Origin of the sequence: Halomonas sp. N3-2A, assembly GCF_002216165.1 — a bacterium.
GTDB lineage: Bacteria > Pseudomonadota > Gammaproteobacteria > Pseudomonadales > Halomonadaceae > Vreelandella.
Genome location: NZ_CP022286.1, coordinates 3,595,284 through 3,613,986 on the forward strand (window position 1 = coordinate 3,595,284; position 18,703 = coordinate 3,613,986).

20 protein-coding genes are annotated in these 18,703 nt (G+C 50.9%); 14 read left to right on the forward strand and 6 right to left on the reverse strand.

Translation table 11 applies throughout. The annotated features are described in order from the left end of the window. Nucleotides 1-92: 92 nt before the first annotated feature. The 5 genes from CEK60_RS16730 (at nucleotide 93) to CEK60_RS22180 (ending at nucleotide 3,047) form a co-directional block, all read left to right on the forward strand. Nucleotides 93-1,007, forward strand: a complete 915-nt coding sequence (locus tag CEK60_RS16730; RefSeq protein ID WP_089039977.1) for a LysR family transcriptional regulator — start codon at nucleotides 93-95, stop codon at nucleotides 1,005-1,007. Nucleotides 1,008-1,148: 141 nt separating this feature from the next. After that, nucleotides 1,149-1,994, forward strand: a complete 846-nt coding sequence (locus CEK60_RS16735) for a YciI family protein (protein ID WP_089039978.1) — start codon at nucleotides 1,149-1,151, stop codon at nucleotides 1,992-1,994. Beyond that, nucleotides 1,991-2,368 carry a YciI family protein gene (locus tag CEK60_RS16740; protein WP_089039979.1) on the forward strand — a complete coding sequence of 126 codons (378 nt, stop codon included), beginning with the start codon at nucleotides 1,991-1,993 and terminating at the stop codon, nucleotides 2,366-2,368. Before CEK60_RS16735 ends, CEK60_RS16740 begins: the two co-directional genes overlap by 4 nt. Next, nucleotides 2,365-2,733 carry a DUF1428 domain-containing protein gene (locus CEK60_RS16745; RefSeq protein WP_089039980.1) on the forward strand — a complete coding sequence of 123 codons (369 nt, stop codon included), beginning with the start codon at nucleotides 2,365-2,367 and terminating at the stop codon, nucleotides 2,731-2,733. Before CEK60_RS16740 ends, CEK60_RS16745 begins: the two co-directional genes overlap by 4 nt. 173 nt (nucleotides 2,734-2,906) lie before the next feature. Further along, nucleotides 2,907-3,047: a hypothetical protein gene (locus CEK60_RS22180; protein ID WP_157698051.1), complete on the forward strand. Its 141-nt coding sequence runs from the start codon at nucleotides 2,907-2,909 to the stop codon at nucleotides 3,045-3,047. A gap of 150 nt (nucleotides 3,048-3,197) precedes the next feature. Here CEK60_RS22180 and CEK60_RS16750 read toward each other — a convergent pair whose 3' ends face one another. Next, nucleotides 3,198-4,199 (reverse strand): porin, encoded by a 1,002-nt coding sequence (locus CEK60_RS16750; protein WP_089039981.1) that lies wholly within the window; start codon nucleotides 4,197-4,199, stop codon nucleotides 3,198-3,200. A 473-nt stretch (nucleotides 4,200-4,672) separates the two neighbouring features. Here CEK60_RS16750 and CEK60_RS16755 point away from each other — a divergent pair, with 473 nt between their 5' ends. The 6 genes from CEK60_RS16755 to CEK60_RS16775 all read left to right on the forward strand — a co-directional run bounded on the left by CEK60_RS16755 (nucleotide 4,673) and on the right by CEK60_RS16775 (nucleotide 9,223). Then, nucleotides 4,673-5,908: a glycosyltransferase family 4 protein gene (locus tag CEK60_RS16755; protein WP_089039982.1), complete on the forward strand. Its 1,236-nt coding sequence runs from the start codon at nucleotides 4,673-4,675 to the stop codon at nucleotides 5,906-5,908. After that, nucleotides 5,871-6,410, forward strand: coding sequence for a phosphatase PAP2 family protein (locus tag CEK60_RS16760; protein ID WP_089039983.1), 540 nt, complete (start codon nucleotides 5,871-5,873; stop codon nucleotides 6,408-6,410). The genes CEK60_RS16755 and CEK60_RS16760 overlap by 38 nt, the downstream gene beginning before the upstream one ends. Nucleotides 6,411-7,352: 942 nt before the next feature. Next, nucleotides 7,353-7,487, forward strand: a complete 135-nt coding sequence (locus CEK60_RS16765) for an entericidin A/B family lipoprotein (RefSeq protein ID WP_089039984.1) — start codon at nucleotides 7,353-7,355, stop codon at nucleotides 7,485-7,487. 5 nt (nucleotides 7,488-7,492) lie between these two features. Beyond that, complete coding sequence (locus CEK60_RS16770) at nucleotides 7,493-8,005, forward strand: YqiA/YcfP family alpha/beta fold hydrolase (RefSeq protein ID WP_089040959.1); 513 nt, start codon at nucleotides 7,493-7,495, stop codon at nucleotides 8,003-8,005. A gap of 180 nt (nucleotides 8,006-8,185) precedes the next feature. Then, complete coding sequence (locus CEK60_RS22185) at nucleotides 8,186-8,362, forward strand: DUF6435 family protein (protein ID WP_157698052.1); 177 nt, start codon at nucleotides 8,186-8,188, stop codon at nucleotides 8,360-8,362. A 12-nt stretch (nucleotides 8,363-8,374) separates the two neighbouring features. Continuing rightward, nucleotides 8,375-9,223 carry a ChaN family lipoprotein gene (locus CEK60_RS16775; RefSeq protein WP_089039985.1) on the forward strand — a complete coding sequence of 283 codons (849 nt, stop codon included), beginning with the start codon at nucleotides 8,375-8,377 and terminating at the stop codon, nucleotides 9,221-9,223. A 64-nt stretch (nucleotides 9,224-9,287) separates the two neighbouring features. Here CEK60_RS16775 and glnG read toward each other — a convergent pair whose 3' ends face one another. The 3 genes from glnG to glnA form a co-directional block, all read right to left on the reverse strand. Further along, on the reverse strand, nucleotides 9,288-10,718 hold the full coding sequence (glnG, locus tag CEK60_RS16780; protein ID WP_089039986.1) for a nitrogen regulation protein NR(I): 1,431 nt from the start codon (nucleotides 10,716-10,718) through the stop codon (nucleotides 9,288-9,290). Further along, entirely contained in the window at nucleotides 10,715-11,773 is a 1,059-nt protein-coding gene (gene glnL / locus CEK60_RS16785; RefSeq protein ID WP_089039987.1) for a nitrogen regulation protein NR(II), read from the reverse strand. The genes glnG and glnL overlap by 4 nt, the downstream gene beginning before the upstream one ends. A 360-nt stretch (nucleotides 11,774-12,133) precedes the next feature. After that, on the reverse strand, nucleotides 12,134-13,540 hold the full coding sequence (gene glnA / locus CEK60_RS16790; protein ID WP_089039988.1) for a glutamate--ammonia ligase: 1,407 nt from the start codon (nucleotides 13,538-13,540) through the stop codon (nucleotides 12,134-12,136). Nucleotides 13,541-14,011: 471 nt separating this feature from the next. Between glnA and CEK60_RS16795 the strand changes: the two genes are divergently transcribed. Continuing rightward, on the forward strand, nucleotides 14,012-14,635 hold the full coding sequence (locus CEK60_RS16795) for a hypothetical protein (RefSeq protein ID WP_089039989.1): 624 nt from the start codon (nucleotides 14,012-14,014) through the stop codon (nucleotides 14,633-14,635). Between the two features lie 365 nt (nucleotides 14,636-15,000). After that, nucleotides 15,001-15,303 carry a hypothetical protein gene (locus CEK60_RS16800; RefSeq protein WP_089039990.1) on the forward strand — a complete coding sequence of 101 codons (303 nt, stop codon included), beginning with the start codon at nucleotides 15,001-15,003 and terminating at the stop codon, nucleotides 15,301-15,303. 81 nt (nucleotides 15,304-15,384) lie between these two features. On the opposite strand, the gene CEK60_RS16805 is transcribed toward CEK60_RS16800, so the two are convergent. Next, nucleotides 15,385-16,191: a mechanosensitive ion channel family protein gene (locus tag CEK60_RS16805; RefSeq protein ID WP_089039991.1), complete on the reverse strand. Its 807-nt coding sequence runs from the start codon at nucleotides 16,189-16,191 to the stop codon at nucleotides 15,385-15,387. Between the two features lie 562 nt (nucleotides 16,192-16,753). Beyond that, on the reverse strand, nucleotides 16,754-17,836 hold the full coding sequence (locus tag CEK60_RS16810) for a type I restriction endonuclease (protein WP_089039992.1): 1,083 nt from the start codon (nucleotides 17,834-17,836) through the stop codon (nucleotides 16,754-16,756). A gap of 329 nt (nucleotides 17,837-18,165) precedes the next feature. Between CEK60_RS16810 and CEK60_RS16815 the strand changes: the two genes are divergently transcribed. Continuing rightward, nucleotides 18,166-18,414 (forward strand): hypothetical protein, encoded by a 249-nt coding sequence (locus CEK60_RS16815; RefSeq protein ID WP_089039993.1) that lies wholly within the window; start codon nucleotides 18,166-18,168, stop codon nucleotides 18,412-18,414. Nucleotides 18,415-18,703 lie beyond the last annotated feature (289 nt).

Here is an 18,703-nt window from a genome sequence, read left to right on the forward strand (position 1 = left end):
TTCCTCAGCGGTTGGTTTCCTCAATGGTAGATTTGTTCTTAAATTGACAGAATACATCGATATATTTATGAACTATGAAGCTGTAATGAATAATGAAAAGTAGTGATGTGGCAGAATTGCGTGCCTTCGTGGCAATCATCGAGCGCGGTAATTTCGCGCGAGCGGCGGAATGGCTAAATGTTTCGCCTTCAGCACTCAGCCAGACGATTCAGAGGCTAGAGGCACGTCTGGGACAGCGCCTATTGAACAGGACTACCCGCACCACACGACCAACTGAGGCGGGGCAACAGTTGTATGAGCGGGTTTGGCCCGCCCTGAGAGAGATCTCAGCGGCTCAAGCGCAGTTACAGGAGCAACAGGATGAGCTTGGCGGTCGGTTGCGGATCAATTCGTCATCCACTGGGGCTGCTTATGCGCTGGCACCACACCTAGCGAGCTTTGCCGAGGCTTACCCTGGAATTGAAGTCGAGATCGTCATTTCTGATCGTCTGGAAGATGTGGTGGCTAGTGAGTGCGATGCCGGGCTGCGACTCGGGGAGAGTCTGGAACAAGATATGGTAGGAGTGCCGATGAGCAATCCACTACGTTGGATTGCGGTGGCATCGCCAGTCTATCTGGCTCGTGCAGGCACGCCGGAACATCCCGCTGCTTTGAAGGAGCATGCCTGTATCAATATGCGCTGGCCCAGTGGAGGACATCTCTTCCAGTGGGAATTCGGCTGCGAAGGGCGATCCGTTCGAGTAGCCGTGACCGGTCCGCTGTGTACTAACGATGTTGCAACACGACTGCGTGCGGTCAAGGACGGCCTTGGTATTGGTTATTTCCTTGAGCCGGAGGTGTGGGACTTGCTATCGGCCGGCGATGCCGTTGAGGTGCTAGGGTCCTGGTGTCCGAGGGAGCCGGGATTCTACCTTTACTACCCGGGTAACCGACTGGTCACGCCACAGCTTCGAGCTTTCCTCGATCATGTCGCGGCGCGCCGTCAGAAGATAGTTGCTACGCAATAAGATCATTTAATCCGCATCCGATGGCAGGAGGAAATCAACCAAATAGTCCGATCACTAAAAATAATATCTAGCCTATGTCGATTTCCGCTCGCCCCAAACGACTAGTGAGAGTACCCCCTCTGATCATCCAGGAGACTCTCAATGAAATTCATGCTAATTCGCCGTGCCGATACCAATACCGAAAATGGCGTTATGCCCTCCCAGGAATTGCTTGCCGACATGGCCGCTTATAACCAGCGTTTGACGGAGGCAGGTGTATTTTTAGGCGGTGATGGCTTACATCCAACCAGCGATGGCTGCCTGATCCGCTTCGATAAGGGTACTCCCACCATTATCCCAGGGCCTTTTTCGCACCCCAGTGAGCGCATTGCCGGCTACAGCGTACTAGAAGCACCCACACTTGAAGAGGCCATTCATTGGGCTCAGCAGTGGCCCGCCCAAGATGCCGATGGCAACGTGACGCTTGAGCTGCGGCGCTACTTCTCGCTGGAGGATTTTGAGCCCGGTGCTGGCATTGAGCAGCACCGTAACCTTGCGCGTGTGCCGGATGCCATGAACGTGCATGTTGCCTTTCCCGGCACTTGCCGTGAGGCCATGCAGTTTTATGCCGACGTCACTGGTGGCCAGTTGGAATGCCTACTGACTTACGCTGAAACGCCTGCCGCTGAACACGTACCGCCTGCCCTTCATGACCACGTTATCCATGCCTCGCTGAACCTGCGTGGACGCCGCTTGATGGGTGCCGATATGGCGGCTGACTGCTATACACCACCTCAAGGGGTAGAGATTCAATTGGAGTATCGGGATATTGAGCAAGCCGCACGAACCTTTGCTCAACTAGCGGAGGGTGGAAAGATTGTCATGCCGTTCGAAGCCACCTTCTGGTCGCCAGGGTTCGGCATGGTAACCGACCGCTTTGGCGTCGGCTGGATGGTCAACGTTCCGTCAGAAAACTGCTCTTTAGCCACCGAAGGAGACGCTCCATGAAGTACGTTGCGCTAGTGTATTACCAGGAGCAAATCATCAATGCCATGAGCGAACAGGAGTGGTACGACCTCAACCAGGAGTGTATCGCGGGGGTCGAGCGCCTGAGCGCCAGCGGCAACTACCTTTCCGGGCAGCCGTTGCAACCAACGGAGACCGCAACCACCGTGCGCGTGCGTGATGGCGAGACACTGATCTCCGATGGCCCCTTTGCCGAAACCAAAGAGCAACTGGCTGGTTTCTACCTACTGGAAGCTCGCGACTTGAATGAGGCACTGCAGTTGGCTAGCCGCATCCCGCCAGCTCGGCTGGGCAGCATTGAAGTACGCCCCGCTCGAGAACTCCCACCCAAAGCAAACGCAGGAGAAACAGCATGAACACTACCGCCACACCCTATGTCGATGGCTTCATCGCTGCCGTGCCGACCGCTAATAAATCTGAGTTTATTGAGCACGCCCGCGCCGCCGCAGAAGTGTTCAAAGAGTTCGGCGCACTGCGAGTGGTAGAGTGTTGGGAAGATGATGTTCCCGAAGGAGAGGTCACCTCGTTCTCCATGGCGGTTAAGCGAAAAGATGACGAAAGCGTTGTTTTTTCATGGATAGAGTGGCCTTCCAAAGCGGTACGCGATGTCGCTATGCCAAAAGTCATGGAAGATCCACGCTTACAAATGGACGTTAATCCCATGCCCTTTGATGGCCAGCGTCTTATTTATGGCGGTTTTGAAAGCATCATGACGATGTGAGTACACCGGGCCGTTTCACTCAATAGAAACGGCCCGCAAGCCCCTCCTCTTGGTAAGTGACTCCCCCTAGCGCAATCCCATAGCGGCTAAAACGCATCTTAATGGCTCCTTTCATATTGATGTCATCGTTCATCGTTAGCGTGCCAGAAAGGCCTGACAATGTGGTGACATCAATGACAAACCAACCGCGCAAACCGCTCAGCGACGAAGAAATCGCCTACTTAGAGGAACTGGCTAACGGCAACGCATTAGCCAAGCAGCGTCGCCGCGAGAAAAAGCGCCAAACGCCAGCGACAAAGAAACTCTTAGACTAACCACGCCTTACCAAGGCGTATTCATGCACGCTTTCTAAAACCACTTAATTATTATCATAGATAGCATAACGCAAAAAGCCGATGTACTTTTAGCACATCGGCAAAACGATCTTAATAAGTGACTTAAACGCTAAGGAAGCTATTTATCATTTAAAAGTGATAGCGAGCACCTACTGCATAATACAGATCATCTTCGAAGTTATTATTGGCATCTTTATTAGCATCATTTAGCTCGACAAACACATCAAAATTGTTAGAAACATCGTAATGCGCCGCAGCGGCCCAAGCATCGCGATCCTTATCAGCGTTGTCCACGTCAATGTTGTAATAATCGAGATAGAAGGTCCAAGCGCCGGTGGCAAAGCTACCACCTAGGCCTACTGTGTCGAAACCGCCTCCTCGCTTATCGTTATCACCACGAGTTTCATAACCTAAACGCGCAGAGAAAGCGTCATTGATGTCGTACTCGGCCGTAGTACCAAAACGTGTTTCACCGTTGCCACCGCCACGCACGGAATCTTCTACATAACCGAGTGCTAAACGTAAGGGGCCAGTCGCGTAAACGACGCCACCTTGTGTGGCGATAACGCTACCTTCGCTAGACTGCTGCGCTTCAGTGAGGCCACGCTCAGAAAAGTGTTTTGCTGAGAAAACAGCCTGAAAACCGTTGATTTCAGGCGTTTTATAGCCAAGTGAGTCGCCACGCGCCTGAAGACCACCGCCGGCAAATTCATAGCCACGCTCTACATAAACATCGAACGGTGTCATCACGTAGTTATCGTAGTAACTGTTATAGTTACCCGCCATGAACGTACCGTACTGCTTACTTTCGAGACCAAGGTAGCTATTACGCACTTCGTCAAAGCCCGGGCGGCTACGCTCATCCCCAGTAAAACGCCACTCTACCCGTGCAAACGCGCGCAGGTCAGCGTTGATTTGATGGCCTGCCGTAAAGCGCAAACGAGAACCAAAATTACGGAACTCCTCGCCATTATCAACGCCATTTTTTTCACCACCGCCTTCAAACCCCATAGCGATGCGGCCGTAGATATCTAGCGTCGTGCCGTCTTGGTCATATACCACCGCCGCTTGAGCCGCAGAGGCACCCAACAAACCACTAATAGCTAGAGCAAGTGTCGCCTTTTTAAACATGATTGATCCCATTAAAGTAGTTAGCGCTTGTTATCAGCACTTTTAGTTACAAGAGAATTCAGATACCGAAGTCTTCTAATTCAATTTATTTTCAACCCAAGATTCGTCAGAAAAGGGTCGTCATAAAAATCGAAAAATTATGTTTAAGCTGCTTACCGAGCTTTTAATTGCGCATTGCGAAGGCACAATCGAGGATATGTTTACCTCGTCGTCAGCTACCTTAAAACCGATATATGTCATTCTTCTTAAAGTTTTATTTTTTAGCGTTTTTTTTGATAACTATAAAAATGCAACCTGATCGACATCTTGATCTGCTAAGGCGTCACCATTCACTAGCGGCTTCACCATTAAAAATGGTGGCCTGTCATCCCATGTTCACCAGGCTGTCTTGGCAGTGTCACTGTCGCTACGCATAGTCAATGAAATAGTGAATGAAATAGTGAGTAAAAACGTGATAAAGGGATGGATCGCCCATGCGACTCTGTATCGTTAGCGAAACATGGTCACCAGAAATAAATGGTGTTGCGCATACCTTAAATAGGCTATGCCGTGAACTCACTCGGTTGGGGGTAACAGTGGATGTTATTCGCCCTAAACCAAGCATGGCTGCCAGCGCCATCAATGTTGCTCAAGAGCGTTCTCAAGGGCTTTCTCAAGCACCGTCTCAAGAACAGTATCAAGAACCCTACCAAGAACCTTCCCAAGAGCTTCAGGTTCGGCGGTTAGCGCTACCGGGTTATAACGCTGTGCAGATTGGCCTTGCCAGACCTTCAAAACTTCGCCGTTTCTGGCAGAAGCATCGTCCCGACTCTATTTATCTGGCAACCCAGGGCCCGCTGGGCTGGGCAGCTCGACAGGCTGCACGCCAACTGAACATACCTTTAGTGGCTGGCTGGCATACTAATTTCGATCACTACTGCCATGATTACGGGGTTTCCTGGCTAGCTGCCGCCACGCGGCGATATTTACGCTACTTCCATAACGGCTGCGACCTTACCCTTGTGCCCACTCAACAACAGGCTGAAGCGCTACGCGCTCAGGATATCCGCGGTGTAAAAGTGCTTTCACGCGGCATTGATGGCGATATATTTTCCCCAGCCCACCGCGACGACACCCTACGCGAACAGTGGGGGGTTAGCGAACATCAACCTGTTGCGCTGTATGTGGGCCGCTTAGCCCCAGAAAAAAACCTCGCGTTACTGCAAGAAACGCTGCAGGCCATGAGTGACGTACGCCCCGATATGGCACACGTCATTGTTGGCGATGGCCCAGGCCGCGCTCAGTTACAAAAAGCGCTACCAGATGCTCATTTCACCGGTTTTGTGAATAAACAGGCACTAGCACGCCACTATGCCAGTGCCGATATGTTTATTTTCCCCTCTCAGTCAGAAACATGGGGAAATGTGGTGACTGAAGCCATGGCCAGCGGGCTGGCAGTCGTGGCCTATCACCACGCCGCCAGCGCTGAGCTGATTCAAAGCAGGCACAACGGCATCACCGTTCCCCCTGGCGATACGCTTGCCTTTCAACAGGCTGCCGTCGCGTTATGCCAGCACCCTGCTGACTACGCCCGCCTAGGTAGAACCGCCCGCCTACGCGCGCTAGAGCAAAGCTGGCCGGGAATCGCAGAGCAGTTCTTACGCTATTTACAAAACGCCCAGGAGGCTCACCATGCGTCCGCGTCCGCTTGTCGTATTCGATCGTCTTGATGTCTTTGAATGGCAGCTTTGCCAACGGGTAACACACCTATCGCTTTATCGCCCCTGGCGGCTAACGCTGCAAACGGCAAGTAAGCTGGGAGACTGGCCTGTCTGGGTATTATTAATCGCTGCACAGCCCTGGTTACAGCCTAACGGTGCTTGGCGAATCATGCAGTACAGCGCCATCGCACTGTTTGCAGTCGCTATTTATAAGTTGGTAAAAACGCGGCTGTGTCGCGAACGTCCGTTCATCACCTACCTCGGTGGCGTCCACTGTGGCGAGCCTGCCCGAGACAAATACAGCTTCCCCAGTGGTCACACCATGCATGCGGTGATGTTTAGCGTGTTGGTCGCCGCTCATACCCCCTGGTTGCTACCTATTGTGATTCCCCTTAGTTTACTGATTGCCATTTCGCGGGTGGGGCTTGGGCTGCACTATGTCAGCGATGTCATTGCTGGCGCAGCCATGGGCTATGGCTTTGCGCTACTGAGTCTTTATTGGATGGGATAACCCTCTGAGGTTGGCCGCTCAACGCCGTATCAATAAAAGCAAAAAGCCACCAACGTGGACGCAGGTGGCTTTTGGTATTGTCGATTAACTATCTATTGTTTTAATTATCTACATATCGGGAGGCATATCGTCACGATCCTCTATTGTGGTCATAAACGATGTCTTGAACATCATATAAAGACCGACTCCCGAAAACCCTAGAAACAGCACAAACATGCATAACATCAATACCATCGCCATAGCGCTTGTCCCTGGAAGTGTGCGGCTGCGACGTTGACGTCTTCTAACCGCTACATTTTGGTTTACACCAGAGGATAGACCAAAATGTCACGCTTAATGATACAAAAGTTGTTCAAAAAATATGGAAAAGTTAAATATACATAAGAATCAAAGTGTTAAAAACAATTAATTGACGCAAAAAAACCACCTCGCTTTCACGAGATGGTGATTTTGCATCAATGCTGTTCCCTGGCGGTGATGATCAGCGTTTCCTTACACTGATAAGGGTGAGCAGGCTAAATGTCCTTTCACATCCTTTTGCTAATATGGCTCCATGCCTTCCCTAATTACCTATTAGCCTGCTCACGCTTGTTTACTCATTGTGGCTAACGTTGCTGCGAAGCGTTTTTGGCGATTAATTCCACTTAAAAATTAGAGTAACAACACTACGGCTGTAGTCAGGTTATTGCAGACAATAGGCCAAGTGCCATTTTTAACAACAAAACATATCAAAAACAATATCTTAAAAACTAACCGCAATACCAGGCTAAGAGATAAACGCCGCTATTTCATGGCTAAAACTGACACATGCGACAAAATCACACGGCCAGCCAGCGCTCAAACGATGGGAAATTGATGGCACCAACTGCCTGCAACGATTATTTTTAATGACAGCGTAGCTAAAACCGCTCTACAAGTGCCCAGTTGATGAGGATTCCTTCGATGAAGCGTGCAATGGCGATCAGTTTATTGATGATGGTGACACTTCTGCTCATAAGTGGCTGCAACACTATTCGCGGCGCAGGCGAAGATATTGAACGAGGCGGCGAAGCTATTCAGCGCTCCGCAAGTAGCTAATGGCCATGGTGACGATTTACCTTTCACACGGCCTGGAAAGCGGGCCTGGTGCCCTGAAGGTGCAAGCGCTAAAAGGGGTTGCTGAGCAGTTTGAGAACTGCGAACCCGTCGTCATGGACTACCGTGGCTTAAAAGAGCCGCAGGAGCGTTTAGCGCATTTACTTGCCGTGATTGACGAACGCAACGACACACTGGCTAACTGTGTTTTAGCGGGTTCCAGTCTCGGCGGATGGTTAAGTGCAGCGGTGAGTGCCCAGGAACCTGTGTTAGGTTGTTTTTTATTAGCCCCTGCTCTTGGTTTGCCAGATTACCCGCAAACCTCAATCACACTGCAGGCACAACACACGCATATCATTCATGGCTGGCGAGATGATGTCGTACCGCCAGGCCCAGTCATTGAACATGCCCGCTGTCAGCGACTTTCACTACGCATGATTGACGATGACCATCGCCTGCAGAACAGTCTCGATACAATACTTTCCGATTTCGAGCGGTTTTTAGAGCTGTGTCTTCAATAGCGATTTCTTTAAAAACTATCTCTTTAAAAACCATGCCTTTGAAAATAACGCTCTTAAAGCCGCGCTATTTAGCTCAACATGGACCGCAAACGTACTTCTGCTAACGAAGTGTTACAACAAATAGTCGACATACGCCAAGCAAAGCTATACAAATAATGTACAAACAACAGGAGAATACTCATGCTTGGTCTATTTAAACGCGATCCCAAGAAAAAGCTTCAGCAAGATTACGAGCGTAAATTACAGGCCGCAATGCAAGCTTCGCGCAATGGTGACATGAGGTCTAACGCCACATTGACGGAAGAAGCAGAAGCTATTCTGACTGAGATCAATCGCCTTAAAGCAGAAGAACGCTAGGACACAACGCCCATGCGCCACCATTTCATCGCTGCCATGACTCTAGGCTGGCTACCTTTAGCGGCTCATGCCAGCTGCCCTCTTCCTGGCCAGTGGTGGCAATCGCAACATGTCGTTGCTAACAGCGCTGTTTTAGCCCAAGCAATACAGCACCAGGTTGTCCTATTGGGCGAGCAACATGATGCCGTTGACCACCACCGCTGGCAGTTGCACACCCTAGCGGGGCTTTACGCGCTGCGTGACGATATGGTCATCGGGTTAGAAATGCTGCCCCGGGAAGCGCAACCCGCACTCGATGATTGGGTTGCGGGCTTGTTATCCGAAGAAGCGCTGTTGGAACAGTCCGGCTGGGAGGAGAACTGGGGGTTTGATGCTGATCTTTACTTACCCATTCTCCATTTCGCGCGTGTTCAACAGATTCCTCTGATCGCCCTAAACATTACTCCCGAGCTGCGTCAGCGCTTAGCTCGTGACGGCTTCAGCAGCGTGCCTGCCGACCAGCGACACCATATACCTGCACCGTTACCGCCAAGCGCTGGCTATGAAAGGCGCTTAAAAGAGGTATTTGACCAGCATGCAATGGGTGACGACGACCCCGCTATGCTGAAACGCTTTTTACAGGCCCAACTTAGCTGGGATGTCGCGATGGCTGAAGAGCTGGCTGACGCCGCCTTGGAGGGTAAATTGGCCGTTGGCTTGATGGGTTTGGGCCATGTGATTTATCACGACGGAGTGCCAAACCAACTTGATGGACTGGGGATAGATCACACCTTCAGCTTACTGCCCTGGTCAACAGAAACCTGCGAGTCACCCGACTCTGCATTAGCAGATGCTGTTTTTGTACTGCCAGCGGCGGAGTAACCGCTGACAGATGGGTTGCGAATAGATTGGTCGCTAACAGGTTATTTGTTAAAAGAAAGGTCGGTTAGGCATCATCTGCTAGCGCAGGCAGCAGCGTTTTCAATTTACGGGTAAGAGTATTGCGCCCCCAGCCGAGCAATTCGGCAGCTTCCCCTTTGCGCCCACCGGTATGTTTCAGCGCCGTTTCAATCAGAATGCGCTCAAAATCTGGCACGGCTTCTTCCAGCAGATGGGTATGGCCTTCTGCCAGGGCGTGGTCAGCCCAATCCCTGAACGCGGAACGCCAATCGCCATAAACACTACCTTCAGAAGCGCTGACCGAGAGCAGTTCTGGGGGCAAGTCCTCAATGAGAATTTCGCGGCCGGAAGCCATGACCGTTAGCCAACGGCAAATATTTTCTAATTGACGAACATTACCCGGCCACGGCAAACGGGTAAGATGCGCTTCTGCTTCGGGCGTTAACACCTTGATATCGGTGGTCAGCTCTTTGGCAGCTTCCGCTAAGAAATGACGCGTTAAACGCGGAATATCTTCCCGACGTTCGGAAAGGCGCGGCAGATGAACGCGAATCACGTTTAAGCGGTGGAACAAGTCCTCGCGAAACCGCCCATCGTCAACCAACGATTCCAGATTCTGATGGGTCGCGGCAATAATACGTACATCGACTTTTACAGGCGTATGGCCGCCCACACGATAGAATTCACCATCCGCTAACACACGCAGCAAGCGCGTTTGCGTTTCAGCGGGCATGTCACCAATTTCATCGAGAAACAGCGTTCCGCCGTTAGCCTGTTCAAAGCGACCTTGGCGCTGTTGCGCTGCCCCTGTAAACGCGCCCTTCTCATGGCCGAATAGTTCGGACTCAATCAAGTCCCGGGGAATCGCCGCCATGTTCAGCGCAATAAACGGCTTGCCCGCTCGCGGGCTATGTTGATGGAGCGCCTGAGCAACACGCTCTTTACCAGTGCCAGACTCACCGTTAATTAACACCGTGATGTGGGAGTGGGAAAGCCGCCCGATGGCGCGAAACACTTCCTGCATAGCAGGTGCTTCACCAATAATCTCAGCACTCAACCCTTCCGGCACGCTGACCGGGCGCTGGCGCTCTCTTGCATGAGCGACCGCACGGCGCACCAGCGCCAGCGCTTCGTCCACATCAAAGGGTTTCGGCAGGTATTCAAAGGCGCCCCCTTGGTAAGACGCCACGGCACTGTCGAGGTCCGAATGCGCGGTCATCACAATCACCGGCAGGTCAGGGTGTGCATCACGCACCCGGGACATTAAATCCAGCCCATCAATGCCGGGCATACGAATGTCAGTCACCAGCACATCCGGTGGATTTTCTAACAGTCGCTCCAGCGCGGTATCGGCGCGTTCAATACACTCTACATCCAGGTCTGGCTGCGCTAAGGCCCGCTCTAATACCCAACGGATGGCGCGGTCATCATCGACAATAACCACTCGTGCTACATCGGTTTGTGTCGCCTCAGTCATGACGCTTCTCCGGTGAAATTAACAACCAATGGAATCAGTAAACGAAATTCGGTATGCCCTGGACGTGAGTCGCATTCGATCAATCCTTGATGTTGGTGCAAAATCGATTGAGCAATTGATAGCCCCAGGCCGCTACCTTCAGCGCGCCCAGAAACCATGGGATAGAAAAGCGTTTCACGTAACGTTTCAGGTATGCCAGGGCCATTATCAATAACCCCCACTTCACTGACTAAACGATGGCGTTCAGCCCCCAGAGTAAATTGGCGCCGCGCGCGGGTGCGCAGCATAAGTTCCGGCGAAGGCGTTGCTGCATCACTCATGGCCTGTACCGCGTTACGTGCCACATTCAACACCGCTTGGATCATTTGAGATTCATCGCCTGAAAGATCCGGCAAACTCGGGTCATAATCACGACGGATCTCAACATGCGGATGCTCGGCAATCAGCAGTGCTCGCACCCGCTCTAACACCTTATGGATATTGACCGGCTCATGTTTGACGATGCGATTGGGGCCCAACATGGAGTCGACCAAATCTCGCAGCCGATCCACCTCTTCCACAATAATATGGGTGAATTCACGTAGTGCCGGATCGTCCAGATCGCGCTCCAATAATTGGGCAGCACCGCGAATCCCGCCTAAGGGATTTTTAACTTCATGAGCCAAGCCCCGCGCCAACACTTTGATGGTCTCTTGCCGGGTGGTCAGCGCTTCTTCCCGGGAAATCTGCATCAGCCGATCACGGGGCTCTACTTCGAGTAATAGTTCATCGGCTGAAAGCGGGGTCACGGTGTAGTCCACCGTTAATGGCTCGCTGTTCAGCGGCGTAATGCGTGCTTCGCGTTGGGTATAGGGATGAAAGGCATCCCGCGCTTTAGCGAGGACATCATCAATACTCTCATCGCCCCCTAACAGCGTGTCTAAACTAATGCCCTGCACACGGCTAAAACTCACCGCTAGCAACGCTTCCGCTGCCGGGTTCATCCAACGAACACGGAGTTCACCGTCTAGCAGTAAGACTGCGGTGGTGAGGTGTTCAAGTAAGCGCTGGTACATGGCGTATCCTGAAGCGTCGCTGTAAAAAAATAGCGTTATCGAGCGTATGAAAGAGAAACTGCAAAAAGCGCGCCAATTGACCACTTGCACGGCTAATGAGCAGGGGGCGGGGATGTAGCGTGCCGTTATAGCGCAGTCCGAGCGGTCAGCTTGCCACTTATTGCACCATTATAGTGCACATGACTCATCATCAATAAAAATACTCACCGCATCAGTGCGGCGCCGCAGACAGCGCTCTCCCCTTGCAAACAGACCTCTTCGTCTCACTATTCAGTGGTATAAAAAAACCCCGCCGAAGCGGGGTTTTAGGCCAGTCACACCCGAGGGAGTGATACTAGCTGCTGTGCTTAGCAATCGCTCTTAACAGCTGTAGTACATATCGAACTCAATCGGGTGAGTGGTCATGCGAATGCGCTCCACTTCTTCCATCTTGAGGTCGATGTATGCATCGATCATATCATCAGTAAACACGCCACCTTCGGTCAAGAACGCGCGGTCTGCATCGAGTGCTTCCAACGCTTGGTCCAGGCTGTTGGCAACAGTCGGTACTGACTTACCTTCTTCCGGCGGCAGGTCGTACAAGTTTTTATCCATGGCATCGCCAGGATGGATCTTGTTCTTAATACCGTCGATACCCGCCATCAGCAGCGCCGCGAACGCTAGGTAGGGGTTAGCAGTCGGGTCAGGGAAACGTGTTTCAACACGCTTACCTTTCGGGCTGGCGGTGTACGGAATACGGATAGAGGCAGAACGGTTACGAGCGCTGTAGGCCAACATAACCGGCGCTTCAAAGCCTGGCACCAAACGCTTGTACGAGTTAGTAGACGCGTTCGTGAAGGCGTTCAGAGCACGGGCGTGTTTGATCACACCGCCAATGTAGTAAAGCGCCATTTCGGAAAGCCCAGCGTACTCGTCACCTGCGAACTGGTTCTGACCATCTTTCCAGAACGACTGGTGTACGTGCATACCAGACCCGTTGTCGCCTACCAGCGGCTTCGGCATGAACGTAGCGGTTTTGCCGTAAGCGTGAGCCACGTTGTGGATCACGTATTTCATTTCCTGAACTTCGTCAGCTTTCTTCACCAACGTGTTGAATTTAACGCCGATTTCGTTCTGACCCGCGTTAGCAACCTCGTGGTGGTGAACCTCAACGGTCTGGCCAATCGCTTCCAGGGTGTTACACATTGCACCACGCATGTCATGGAAACTATCAACCGGGGGAACCGGGAAGTAGCCGCCTTTAACGCGCGGGCGGTGCCCCAAGTTGCCACCTTCTACCTGATTACTGGTCGCCCAAGCGCCTTCATCAGAGGTGATTTTGTACATGGAACCCTGAATGTCAGATTTCCAATGGACTTCGTCGAAAATGAAGAACTCAGGCTCAGGGCCAAAGAAGGCGGTGTCGCCCAGGCCGGTGGACTGCAGGTAAGCTTCTGCGCGCTTGGCAATAGAACGCGGGTCACGGTCATAGCCCTGCATAGTGGCAGGCTCGATGATATCGCAACGCAGGATCAGGGTAGCGTCTTCGGTGAAGGGGTCGAGGAAACCAGTGCCATCTTCAGGACGAAGAATCATGTCGGATTCGTTGATGCCTTTCCAGCCCTCGATAGAGGAACCATCGAACATCTGACCATTTTCAAAAAACTCTTCGTCCACGTCCCGTGCCGGTACGGTGACGTGCTGCTCTTTACCGCGCGTGTCGGTGAAACGCAGATCTACCCATTTAACATCATGTTCTTCGATTAGCGCGAGAGTCTTGGCTGACATAGTGTCCTCCGGTATGAACGTGGCTTAAGCTTGTGACAGTAAGCTACCGATAAAAGAGTTATTAAACAAACCGGCTATCGTTGTAGCACGCCGAGAGGCATCTGCCTACGACCCGCTAGCCGCTGCCTAATACCAAGCACGGAACATGCCAACTCTGCACCAATATGGCATAAAAAAACAACAAGCATTTGTTTTATAAAAGATAAAAAATAAAATACTGCGCTTCTTCATGTAGCATAATGCTCTGCGAAAGAACGAACTTAGCCCTAAAAAGCCACCTAGCTCAGAAAAACGCACCAATAAAGACCAACCAGAGACTCGCAAGCACCAACATGGTGCATGTCAAGCATCTATTATTTTCCTCATCACTGTAAACTTTAGCTTGATACCAAAAGAAACTCACACCTACAATTGATTACAAACCGATAGATTTAATAACAAACAGGTTTCACAACACAGGAAGCCACTCACATGGGCACGGTCTGCTTTATTGTTGATGCGTCAGTCACAGGTGCCCTTTTACCACGTCACCTGCGCGCTATTCGCCAAACAGGCTTTGCAGACCACACACTTCCCATTATCGTGACCAGCGCCACCGCCGATCCGCGCGTGCCGGACATTGAGCAACGCTACCGCGCGCACTTTCTTGTTACCCCTTCCCAGCCACTGGGCGCAAGGATCAATCAAGCCGCATATCTCAGCCAAGCTGATTGGTTGTTGATTGCAATGCAGCAACGGGCGCTAACAGCCAAACTATGGTGTTTACTTTATCCCCAGCTAGACACGTACACGCTGGATGCTCTTTTGATTGGCAGCGAACCACCCCGCTTATCCGAACGCTTACTCCAGTGCTTTTTAGGCGCAGGCGTCGCTGTTCCTCCCTACATCGCCATCAGGCGCACGTGGCTAGAACGGTTGGGGGGCTTAGACCCAGAGCTAGATGAAGCAGCGCTTGCTGATTTACTACAGCGCCTTTATGCCTGCCCTACCCGTTTACAAACCTTCAGCCTGGAAACCTCAGGGCTTACCCGAGACTCGCCATCAAGGAGTAACAAACCCTACCGGCCACCTCCCAACTCGCATACGGATACTTAACGTCTCTTATGGCTTAGGATCTCCTGTTGGTTAAACGCTCAAATGCTTGCCCAATAGCACTGCCCCCGCCGTCATAGTGTTAACCATACTATTCAACACGAATAAGCCAATACCATCGGCAAGAATCGGTTAATGCACTAACCAACGTGAAAACAGCACACAGAAAGGTATTACCCCCACGGCTGTTGAAGACAAGTTCTTTTGAAGACTTGTTCTTTTGAAGACAAAGCTATCCAACCAGCGAATGTGAGTGCAGCGGATTCACGACATCTCCATGCTTCAGCAGTGATTGGCTCTATCACACCAACGCACACTACACTTAAACATCACGCTATCTGATACAGCTCAACAAAAGGACACTGACAATGCATCAGCATATCGAATGGGACGAACCTGGCAGCGCAAGCGTTGTAGAGTTTTTTAAGAATGACCCCGACCACACTCCGCCCTACCCAGGCGCCATGCTCTCCGCCCGTTATCTAGGCCGCATTGTGCGGGTAAAAGTAGAAGCCTATCGTGATGAAGATGCCGTCAGCATCGGCAGCGTTGCCGCCATTCTTGACCGACACGGGCACCACCACGACTCCCACCACAAGCTTAACGTAGGCGACATCGTCCGACTTCCCGATGACAAACGCGCGATGGAACACTGGGACGAGGACGATTAAGAGTAACCGCCATCACAAACTACGAAAGCAAAGCGCGCCCTTTAAAGGGCGCGCCTTAACAAACCGTATCAACGGAAAAATTTACCCCGCTTTCTGAATTTCTACCGAATGCGGGTAAGGTATTGAAACACCTTGCTTATCAAAGGCTTCTTTGACAGCTTTCGTCATATCAAATTTCACATCCCAATAATCCGCCGCATCGACCCAAAGCCGCACGGTAAGGTCCACACTACTGGCTCCCAGGTTAGTGACTTTTACCCAAGGTGCGGGATCACCATGGATACGGCTGTCAGCCTCGGCCAAGCCGCTGATGATCGCCATGGCCAGATCAGCATCATCGTCATAGCCAATCCCGAACACAAGATCGACACGGCGTGTCGAGTGATGAGAGAAGTTAGTGATAATAGCTCCCCAAGCCTGCCCATTAGGCACAATAATTTGCACGTTGTCAGGCGTCACTAACTCGGTCACGAACAGGTTAAGATCCTTAACCGTACCGGACGTGCCCCCAATATCCACAAACTGACCCAGTTTGTAAGGACGAAACACAATCAGCATAAACCCCGCCGCTAAATCACTCAGCGTGCCCTGCAACGCCAAGCCAATAGCCAGCGTGGCAGCCCCCAATACAGCAACCAGCGAAGTAGCCTGAATACCAAACAGACCGAGTACCGTAATAAATACAACCAGCAGAATGACCCACTTCACCAAGGCTGCAAGGAAGTTGCCCAGCGTTGGGTCTATACGCGGTATCGCATTCACCCGCCTACGCACTAAGCTGCTGACTACCCCTGCGACAATCCAGCCCACAATCAACACCAACAATGCTTTCACGGCATTGATGATCAAAGGAACATAAGCCCCAAATTGCTCAAGAAAGTTTTCCATGACGTAATATCCTCTAGATGGCAGTTACCGACACACACAGCAATCATTATGTTAAAGCAGTTTTATTTTGGAACACTCTTTTCCTCACCATATTTAACAATTAAAGCACCATCGTGCTGATGACGCCGAAACTAAGAGAGTATTCACAACGGTTGAGCGCTGAATTACCTGGACGGCAACATCCAACTTACTAATTAATGAAGGTAATGCACATTGCGAGTAGCGCGGCGTAAGCGTTAGCGCACCCGCGAAAGCGATCCGGCAGGTGTGCATTTATGGCGGTGAGCAGATAGGTAGTGCGGAATTTGTACCACTCAGGCGGGCGGCGATGCGGACTGTGGTGGCTTGCATGGCCGCGATGACGATGTGGCTGTTTCCAGCGGTCGGATGCATGTACACCCGGCATGGTTGGGCATTGGATTGCATTTGTTGACTCCAAGCCGTGGTGGTTAAAGCTGACGTTTGCAGACGTCGCAAAACACAAGGTAAATATGCTTACCTTATGAGCGCTTTATTTACCTTGCAGGTCGAAAAAAAGCCGGCACAAGACCGGCTTTAGGGATCATTCGTAGCCTTTTACAACGGCTATCAGAGCGTCTCTGTGATTGAAGATATCTGTCAGTGCATTTAGATCGTGCTTAACTGATTCATTATCTTGGCGAATTTCAATTCTTTTTAAGATTTTGGAATTGAAGTGAAGGCGACAAATCGGCTTACGATTGTTGTCATCAAGCAACACGGCGCAATACGACTTTGCATCTCGCATGAAAACCCTTTCAGGAGCTACTTCGCTGGCAACGATAGCCCGAACCATGTTGTAACCATCAATCTCCTCCTGAGTCGTGACTATCGCATCATCTGTATTTTGAGAAGGTTCTTCGGAGTCCATCTGAATGGACTGTAAGTTAACAGCACCTGACTCATCGCCACTTGTCGTAGCTAATGCCTGTTTGAGTCTTAGAGAAACCTGTTCTTTGATGTGTTGAGCCATTGCGTCGCGGATGATCGGTGTGAATTCATCAAGAACTTGCTGAGTCATCCGTCCATCAAAGAAGTCTTGAGCTATGAATTTGATGAATTCGCGGGGCGGTTCTTTAAGCATCTTGCTGAATGATGCCATCGCGAGATTGGTGTATTTCAGCCGATTTGCGGTACTAAGAATGGTATCGACGTTAAAAACAGGCTTAGCAAATTTCTTCAGTTCTTCAATATCCCTTTCGTTATAGTCAGTCAGACGAAAGGTAAAAAATGGTCTGTTATCTAGCTTGTTTGTGTCATCAAGGTCTGAGTAAAAGCGGTACTCAATGCCATTGGTTAAAATCGCAAACTTTGCTTCCGTGCAATTGAAATAGCGGTAGAGCTGGCTGAATTGTGCATCTGCAAGGTCTGTCGTACGGGGCTTACATTCGATGAGGATTGAAAGCACACCATCATTTTTGATGGCGTAGTCGACCTTCTCGCCTTTCTTCAAGCCAACGTCAGCCGTAAATTCAGGCAGTACCTCGGTTGGATTGAAAACGTCATATCCTAAGCTTTGTATAAATGGCATGACCATCGCATTTTTCGTCGCTTCTTCATTGACGATGTGGTCAAGCTGCTCTCTGGCACGGCTCGCCAGTGTTGCGATTTTTTGTGCTATCTCCATGTTCCCTGCCTTTTTAGTTGGTTTGCTACATCCTCCCAAATGCCCAGAGCCCTAAAAAACGAGCACAAATTTGGAAGTTATCTGTTTCGTCCATTTCGTAGCTGGGATACAGCATATTGTCAGATATAACTCTAATTCAGTTTCAAGGTAAATGCTGAAGACGTTTAACCTGTACTTGGCCGTCTAATTGAAAAAGAACTCCATCTAACCATTCTTTACCCAACCTCGCCATTGACCATAGTCATACTTAGCCCACACCGATTACACGCTAGCGCCTTAGGCTCAACGTGCTACGCTTCGCGTTACTTTTCTTATTTGAGTGATTCGCTATGCCGATGTCTCGTGTGTTGGCGGCTTCCGCGCTAGTGCTGCTCACGCTGTCTACGCAAGCCCAGGCCCAAATGTCTGCTGACTGGTCGGCTTACAATAAGCTGCAGATTTGGACGCAACCCAACCAAGCCTCTAGCGCAATTAACCGTTTTCAACCTGCTCGTTTCTCGGTTGGGCCTGTTACTTTGAACGGCGAATACGCCCTGCTTGTCTCATTCCAACCAGCTGTTGCTGCTTGGCGCTATTAGCCATGTTGTAGTCGCTGCATGCCACGGCCGCATTAAAGGGGCACGATTTAATATTGTCAGTGCAACAGGTTTGTCAGCACGCCAGGAGCGCGTAAAATATCGGGCTCTTTTTTGGTTTTGCCAATTGTTATGTTATAACTTATTTATTGGTTAGCGAGGACACTCAATGAGTGAGCATATGCATCGCCATAACAAGGAAGGTCCTTGTCATTTTTCGCTGATGTCATTATCTGCCGCGAAGCGGTTGGGTCTAGTGGCACTGCCGCTGCTGGGTTTATGGGGGTTAGTT